At 69.6% G+C, this 7,973-nt stretch carries 5 protein-coding genes; 1 reads left to right on the top strand and 4 read right to left on the bottom strand.

The features are described 5' to 3' along the window. The 4 genes from A5780_RS43050 to A5780_RS09460 form a co-directional block, all read right to left on the bottom strand. Positions 1-3,670 (bottom strand): MMPL family transporter (locus tag A5780_RS43050; RefSeq protein ID WP_082976366.1); only part of this gene is annotated, 3,670 nt, incomplete at its 3' end. Beyond that, the gene (locus A5780_RS09470; protein ID WP_064906191.1) at positions 3,670-4,425 is read right to left on the bottom strand and encodes an NYN domain-containing protein; all 756 of its coding nucleotides are present in this window, start codon (positions 4,423-4,425) and stop codon (positions 3,670-3,672) included. The genes A5780_RS43050 and A5780_RS09470, both read right to left, overlap by 1 nt. A 2-nt stretch (positions 4,426-4,427) precedes the next feature. Next, positions 4,428-5,240 (bottom strand): tRNA (guanosine(46)-N7)-methyltransferase TrmB, encoded by an 813-nt coding sequence (gene trmB, locus A5780_RS09465; protein ID WP_369817573.1) that lies wholly within the window; start codon positions 5,238-5,240, stop codon positions 4,428-4,430. A gap of 144 nt (positions 5,241-5,384) precedes the next feature. Continuing rightward, positions 5,385-6,740 carry a lipase family protein gene (locus A5780_RS09460; protein ID WP_063011560.1) on the bottom strand — a complete coding sequence of 452 codons (1,356 nt, stop codon included), beginning with the start codon at positions 6,738-6,740 and terminating at the stop codon, positions 5,385-5,387. A gap of 400 nt (positions 6,741-7,140) precedes the next feature. On the opposite strand from A5780_RS09460, the gene A5780_RS09455 reads away from it, so the two are divergent. Further along, positions 7,141-7,973, top strand: an 833-nt coding sequence (locus A5780_RS09455; RefSeq protein WP_156769431.1) for a hypothetical protein, incomplete at its 3' end; no start/stop codon positions are given.

Here is a 7,973-nt window from a genome sequence, read left to right as displayed (position 1 = left end):
CGCCTCGGGGCCCCGAAGCCGGTGCGTTGTGGCCGCCGGCCGGTGGCCGGTGGCCCGGATTCGCCGGCCCGTGCAGCTCCTGGGTCGCATCGGTGTCCTTCGGCTCCCGGGGCATGGCGGGAGACACACTGCCGGGCCCGGATTCCGTTGTCCGCGTAGGCGAATGCCGCATGCCATCGGGCGGGATGCGCCGCGGCGGCTGCACGGCCGGCGGGCGGCCTTCGGGGGCTACTCGCTGCGAGCGACCGGGCCCCTCGGGAGCGGCCGGAGGTCCGCTGTGGCCGGGCCGACCGGCGTCCGGCGCCGGCCCGGCGCCCTGGGCGGGAGCCTGTCCAGGGTGGTACGGCGGGGCGTCCGGACGATAGAGCTGGGCGCGGACCGACGGATGCGGCGGCACCTTCGCCGGTTTCGGCGGCAGCACCCGCGGCGTGGTGCCGACCGGAGCGGTCGGCGGCACGGAATCGGTGGCGTCGGGAGCGGTGTCCGGCGCGGGCACCGTCCGGGGCGGCATACCGGGGCGGACGACCTGCGGCGGCCGCACCACGCCACGGTTCGGGGCGGTATCCGAACCGGGCAGCGAGACCGAGGGCGGTGCCGAAGGCGCTTGCGGCGCTTGGGGTTCGGGAGTGCCCGACGGGGCCTGTCCCGGATTCGGCGAGGTGCGCCCCGGCATCGGGGCCGCGCCGAGCACGCCGGGAGTGCTGCCGGCATCGGCCGAGCGGGCCGGTTGCGGCGTTCCCGCGCCCCGGACCGGCTCCTCCGCGGCGGAGGAACCGCCGATGACACCGGATTCGCCGATGACACCGGGACCGCCTGGGGTCCGAGGCGGCTGCGGGCGGCCGGAGGGAGGCAGCACGCGGGAGGATCGGATGCCGGGCGTTTGCGGCGGGGTTGTCGGGCGCCCGGCCTCCGGGCCGGACGGCGTGCGGACCGGGGCGGCGTCGGCAGAGGCCGAGGCGGCGGGCCGTGCCTGATTCCCGGTGCCGTCCGAGGCATCGGCATCACTGTCGCCGGACGAGGCATTGCCCGAATCGGCCGACGGCGCATCTGCGCCGGAGTCCGACCGGCGGCGGCCGAAACGCTTGCGCTTCGGGGACTTTTCCGACTTTTCGGCCTCAACCGGCTTCTCGTCCTTAACCGGCTTCCCCGACGCCGACGAATCGGCTTCCGCGGCCGCCGGGGGAGCAACGGCTTTCGCCCGCGATTCCGTCGACTCTCCGGCGCCCGCCTTGGACCGCGCGGTCCGCGACGCCGGCGACTCGGAGCCCTCGGACCGAGACGCCTCGGGGCTCTTGGCGCGAGTCGCGCGCGTGGACGTGCCGGCCGTGGCCGGATCGATGCGATCCAACTGCTCGGTCGGCGCCTCCGGGTCGACCCGCAGGAACTTCAACCGCCGCGGCTTGCGCGGGCCCTTCGGCGTCCCGTCGGGCAGCTGCGGCAGCTGCATGGTCACCGGATCGGTGACCGGCGTCGTCTTGACCAGGTCGACGACCTCGCCGGTGCCGGGACGCTCGTCGTCGAGGATGGGTTCGCCCAGGCCGATGCGCTGCTGAATGCGCTTCATCCAGGCCGGGGCCCACCAGCAGTCGTCACCCAGCAGTTTCATGGTCGCGGGAACGAGCAGCATGCGCAGCACGGTGGCGTCGATGAACAGCGCGGCCATCATGCCGTAGGCGATGTACTGCATCATCACCAGATCGGAGAAGGCGAACGCACCGACCACCACGAGCAGGATCAGTGCCGCGGCGGTGATGATGCGACCGGTCTGAGCGGTTCCGGAGCGCACCGACTCGGTGGTACTCGCGCCTTGGGCGCGCGCCTCCACCATGCGGGAGAGCAGGAACACCTCGTAGTCGGTGGACAGGCCGTAGATCACCGCCATGATCAACACCAGTACCGGCGACATGATCGGCTGCGGCGTGAAATTGAGCAGTCCGGCGCCGTGGCCGTCGACGAAGATCCAGGTCAGAATGCCGAGCGTGGAGCCGAGGCCCAGCGCGCTCATCAACGCCGCCTTGATCGGCAGCACCAGCGAGCCGAAGGTCAGGAACATCAGCAGCGTGGTCACGAAGACGACCAGCACGATCATCAGCGGCATGCGATCCAGCAGCGAATCGATACTGTCCTGCATCAGGACCGGCTGGCCGCCGACCATCAGATCCACATCGTCGGGCACGCTGATCGAGCGCAGATAGGCGATCGTGTCCTCGACGTTCGCGTCCGGCGCCATCGTCGCCTCGGACACCCAGACATCGGAGCCGTTCGGCGGAATGCCGGGCGTGCCGAACGGATCGGTGAGTCCGGGTGCGCCACTGGCCTCGTCCAGGATGGCCTTGATCTCGCCGGTGTTCTGCGTGGTGATGACCAGCTGGATCGGGTCGGTCTGGCGCAGCGGGAAGATCTCGTCGAACTTCTCCTGCGCCATGCGGGTCGGATTGTCCGGCGGCAGATAGGTTTCGCTGATACCGCCGAACTTCAGGTTCTTCACCGGGATGATCAGCAGCAGCAGGATGATGCACAGCGGCACTGCCACCTTCAGCGGATGCTTCATCACCCACTGCGTGGTGCGGCCCCAGAAGCCGTTCTCGACCTCTTCGGCGGTCTTGGTCTTGCGGAACCGCTTGAATCCCAGCGCGTCGACGCGCGGTCCGAGGATCGACAGCAGCGCGGGCAGGATGGTGAGCGAGGCCAGCGCGGCCAGCAGCACGGTCGCGATGGTGCCGTAGGCGACCGATTTCAGGAAGCCCTGCGGGAACAGCAGCATGCCGGCGCTGGCGGCGATGATCATGGTCGCCGAGAAGGTGACCGTACGCCCGGCGGTCATCACTGATCGCCGTACGGCCTGGCGGGTGGTGTAGCCCTCGGCCAGCTCCTCGCGGAACCGGCTGACTATGAACAAGCCGTAGTCGATCGCCAAGCCCAGGCCGATCATCGACACCACGGCCCCGACGAACGAATTCACCTCGGTGACATGGGTGATCGCCATGACGATGCCGTTGGCGCCCAGGACGGTGAGACCGCCGATGATCAGCGGCAGGGCCGCGGCGACGATACCGCCGAAGATGAAGAACAGCAGGATCGCGACGGCCGGAATGGCCAGCATCTCCATGCGCTTCTGGTCGGAGGCGATGGTGTCGTTCAGCTCTCCCGCGACCGGCTGCATGCCCGCCAGCTGGACATCCACGCCGGGGATGTAGAAGGCGTTCTTGACCGCGCGGTAGTTGTTCATCGTGGTCGTGTCGTCGTCACCCTTGATGGCGACCGAGGCGAACGCGTACTTCTTGTCCTTACTACCGGTAGCCGAGGCGCTCCAGTCGCCGGTCTCGGTCTTCCAGTAGGCGACGTTGACCTTGTTGATCTGGTCCGGATGGTCCCTGGGCAGGCTGTTGAGATTGTCGGTGATCTTCCGCCCGAACTCCGGATCGTCGATGGTCTTACCGTCGGGCGCGGTGTAGAGCACGATCACATCGGACATGTGATCGCGGCCGTAGACCTGGTCCTTGAGCACCGCGGCCTGCGAGGACTCCGCACCGGGGTCGAACCAGCCGCTGGAGCTCAGATGGTTTTCCAGACCGAACCCGTACGCCCCCAGGGCGAGAAGCGCGGCCACCGCTACACCCAGCACGGTGTAGCGGAACCTGTGGACCAGCTCGCCCCAGCGGGTGAACACTAAGCGACTCCTTGAGCGGGGCGGGAGGTGAGCAGTGCGGACAGCGGCCGGAAGGGCTGCAGCCAGGCTCCCTCGTCGGGCAGCGAGTCGAGGCTGACCCGGGGCAGCGGTTCACGGAACACACCCGGGATGTCCTCGAGGTCGACGAAATCGAGGATATCGGACGTGACAGCCCAACTCGCGTGCTCGCGGAATCCGAGCACCTGGACCGGAACCCCGGTGGCCGCGACCTCCTCGAGCGGTTCGCGGAAGGCCTGACCGTCCGCGGAGGCCACCATGATCCCCGCGAGACCGGCTCCGCTGCGGCGTAACTGGATATGTGCCAGCATGTCGCTGTCGACGTCGGAATCCTCGTCGATCTTCGGTTTGGCGAAGACCGCGTAACCGACGTTGCGCAGCGCCTCGACCCACGGACGCACCACATCGGCGGTCCCGGGGGCGATATTGGTGAAGACGGTGGCCTCGGGTTCGATGCGCTGTGTACTGCCGGCGGACAACTCGGCGGTACGCGCCAGCAGCCAGCGGCCGAGTGCGTCGAAGCGCGGCCGGTAGGCCGCGGTGGGACGGCCGCCGAGGATGGCGCCCAGGCCCATATCGAGGTTCGGTGCGTCCCACACCAGCAGCACCCGTCGCACCCCGGCGGGCTCGGCGACCGGCGTCGCGGGGGCCGCCGCGCCGGCGACGACGTCCGATTCGTCGCCGCGCACTGTTCCGGCAACCTCGTCGGCCGGCTGGGCCATCTCCCTGAGACTCATATCTAGATCTTCCCCCAAATGAACTCGGTGATGGCGCTTCCGGCTCGATGCGCCTTGCTCTCGAACTTCGTCACCGGGCGTTCGAGGCCGATCACCGTATCGGTTCCGGGGTGTTCCGCGTCGCCGCCGGTGGCCTCGTTCAGGCCTACGAGCTGCGGTTCTCCCGCGCCCACCTCGGCGATATGTTCGGCGTAGCCCGCGTGGTCGGTGGCTACGTGCACAATGCCGCCACGCTGCAGCCGGCTGGCGATCAGGGTCATCGTCGCGGGCTGCAGCAGCCGGCGCTTGTGGTGGCGAGCCTTCGGCCAGGGATCCGGGAAGAACACGCGCACGCCCGCTAGCGAATCCTTGGCAATCATGTGCTCGAGGACGTCGACGGCATCGCCGCGCAGCAGCCGGATGTTCTCGATGCCTTCCCGCTCGATCCGCTGTACCAGCTGAGCGAGACCCGGCTTGTATACCTCGATGCCGATCAGGTCGAACTGCGGCTCGGCCTTGGCCATCGCCGCGGTCGCGGTCCCCGTGCCACAGCCGATCTCGATGATCAGCGGGGCGGTCCGGCCGAACCAGGCGGCGGCGTCGAGCGGCTCGTCGCTCACCTCGCGGCCGATGCGCGGCCACATCCGCTCCCAGGATTGCTGTTGGGTCGCGGTCAACGCGCCACGACGCGAGCGGAAGCTGGTTACCCGCGGGTAGAGGCGGGAGGGCTCACGCTCGGGGGAGGGGCCGTCATGGTTACGCAAGCTGCCGCCTCCGGCCCCGTCGCTACCAGCTGCATCTTCGCGCTGTTCGCGGGGGCCTGCGTGGTTACGCAAGCTGCCGCCTCCGGCCCCGTCGCTACCAGCGGTGTCGTTCACGGCGTCCATTGTCCAGTATTCGATGATCAGGGCCGCAATCGACCGCGTCGAGGAGGGAAATCCCGGGTCAGAAGTGTTGCCGCGGTGGCGCGGAGCCCGGCGTCAGGCGGCGAGCGGCTGCGTCTGCGGCAGTTCCGGTTCGCTCTGCCTGCCCAGCGGCAGGCCCAGGATCATCCGGCCCGCGGTGCCGGCCAGCTCGAACAGCCCGCGCCAGCGCGACGGGGACGCCATCACCGACCAGACGGTCCGGGTCTCGGTGTCGGCGTCGGTGACCGGGCGGCCGGCGATGCGGTCGGCCAGCCAGTCCAGGCTCAGCGGCGTGGCCAGCGGTAACAACGTGAAGTGGTCGCTCAGCCGATCGCGCAGGTAGCCGACGGTGGCACCGCCCGCGCGGTAGCGCTCGACCTGCGCATCGATACACGAGACGTCGATGATGCGATCGTGCAGCGGCTGGATCACCAGGATCGGGCAGTGCGGGGTGTGCTTGCCGAGCCGCATATCGTCGAACATGTCGCACATCGCGGGGGTGCTCAGTACCTCTTCCAGTGGGTGATCGAGGTGTTTGCTGACGTCGTGGCCGGCGAGCCGAGCGAGCGCGACGATCGGTGGCAGCTGAGCCGCCCGTTCCAGCAGGCGCTCCCCGGAGCTGGTGATGTGCTTGTCGAGCACCTCCTCGAGCGCCGGATACACCTGGCGTAGCGCCGAGATCACGATGGCGGGGAAACCGGCGTACCGGCCACCGTTCAGCCGGATGAACACCTCACCCGGATCGCCGACCGGCGCGCCCAGTACCGCACCGGCGATGGTGAGCTCGGGCGCATAGGTGGGAGCCATCTCGACCAGCCAGGAGCCGGCCATCCCGCCACCGGAGTAGCCCCAGACCACCACGGGGGTGTCGGTACCGAGCCCCAGCGGACGGAAGTGCATCGCGGCGCGGATGCCGTCGAGCGAGCGGTAGCCCGGTTCCCGGGGCGCGCCGAAACGGCCGTCCGGTCCCTCGTGATCGGCGATGCTCACCGCCCAGCCGCGGCGCAGTGCGTTGGCGACGAGCAGCAGTTCGAGCTGGGTGATCGAGCCCGGGACGACGGCGCCGCGGCGGAGTGCATAGGAGGGAGCGCATCGCTCGGTGACGGCGTCGATCGCCGATTCGAAGGCCAGCAACGGGCGGCGTTCGGCCGGATCGGCATCGGCGGGCAGCAGCACCGTGGTCACCGCGACCTCGGCGTCACCGTGCAGGTCGTTGCTGCGATACAGCAGCTGCCACGCCGTCACGCGCTGCGGAATGAGTCCCAGCAGCGCGATCTGCACGGGCCGGCTGCGCAGAACGGTTCCGGGTGCGTGCGCGGCCGCGTCGGCGGGTGCGCGATAGAAGGGGTCCTGCGACGGCGGCAGCGGCCGTTCGTTCTTCGTCGCGACGGCGGCGCCGTCGTTACCGATGACGTCGACGTTGACGCTCATCGCAACCTCCTTCGGATCCACGGGGCCGGCGCACGGGCGCACGGCCGACCGGGGTCCACACCGCCGAGGCCGCGCACCGGCGGTGCCGCCGGCGGCTTCAGCGTAGGTGATCGAATCCGTGACCCGATAGTTCACCACTGTCGAATTATGCTGTGACACAAGCACAACCACCGTTTCACCGGAGAGATTCCCAATTCCGCGCCAATTACCGCTCACCTGCGGTGATGGTCGGGCCGCAGGCCATCGTCGCCGGTCGCGAGCTCGGGCAGGCGGTTTCGTGTGATCGATTACACATCGCTGTGTGGCGCAACGACGATCGGGCGCGCCGGTGAAAATCCGGTCGGTGCCGACAACCGCCGCGTCTTCTGACAGAATTTGCCGCCGGAAGGGGGTATCACCTGTGTCGAGAGCCACTGCAACCAGCGCTTCGCCGGGCTTGCTGAACGACCACGGCGGGCCCGCACCGGAACTCGAGCAACTCATCGCCACGGTGCGCGTCGGCGCCGGGTCCGCCCCGGGCGTCGCCGATCAGCTGGCGAGCGCGGCCGTGGCCTTCCGGCGGCCGCTGCGGATTCAGGTGACCGGCCGGGCCGGCGCCGGGAAATCGACGCTGTTGCGGGCGTTGGCCCTGATGTCGGCGGAGGAGACCGCGCCGGTGGATCAGCCGGGCGTGCCGGATCCGGTGCTCGACGCCGATCTCGTCGTCTACGTGCTGGCGGGTTCGCTGCAGGCCGCCGATCGTCGCGTCCTCGAATCCCTGCGGCCCGAAACCACGATGGTCGTACTCAACAAGGCCGATGCCGTGGGCTCGCGCTGGGGCGATGCGGTGGTGGCCGCCGATCAGGCGGCGCACGTGCTGGGTGTTCCGGTGGCGCCGATGGTCGCCGAACTGGCCGTGCGCACCCGCGCCGGCACACCGAGCGACGACGATCTGCGCACGCTGCGCCGCCACGCGGCCGGTGGCGGCGCGGCGCTCACGCTCTCCCCGGAACTGTTCGTCGACCAATCGGCCGGGCCCGATGTGGCCGATCGCCGGGCGCTGCTGGAGCGCTGGGGCCTGCACGGGGTGAGCTGCGCCCTGGCCGCACTGCGTCATGAGCCGGAGTTGGGACCGCAGCAATTGCTGCAACTGCTGCATGCCGTGAGTGGGATCGATCCCGTGCACGCGCGCCTGCACCAGCGCTACGAGCAGCTCGCGGCCTTGCGCGGCGGTGATCTGCTCGACGATCTGGC

This window comes from Nocardia sp. 852002-20019_SCH5090214 (assembly GCF_001665865.1).
GTDB lineage: Bacteria > Actinomycetota > Actinomycetes > Mycobacteriales > Mycobacteriaceae > Nocardia > Nocardia nova.
Note: the sequence above shows the minus strand (reverse complement) of the source record. Positions and strands in the feature narration are given on the sequence as shown.

Coding starts and splice junctions, on each gene's coding strand:
- A5780_RS09460 (WP_063011560.1), bottom strand. CDS start 6,740: ATGAGCGTCAACGTCGACGTCATCGGTAACGACGGCGCCGCCGTCGCG.
- A5780_RS09470 (WP_064906191.1), bottom strand. CDS start 4,425: ATGAGTCTCAGGGAGATGGCCCAGCCGGCCGACGAGGTTGCCGGAACA.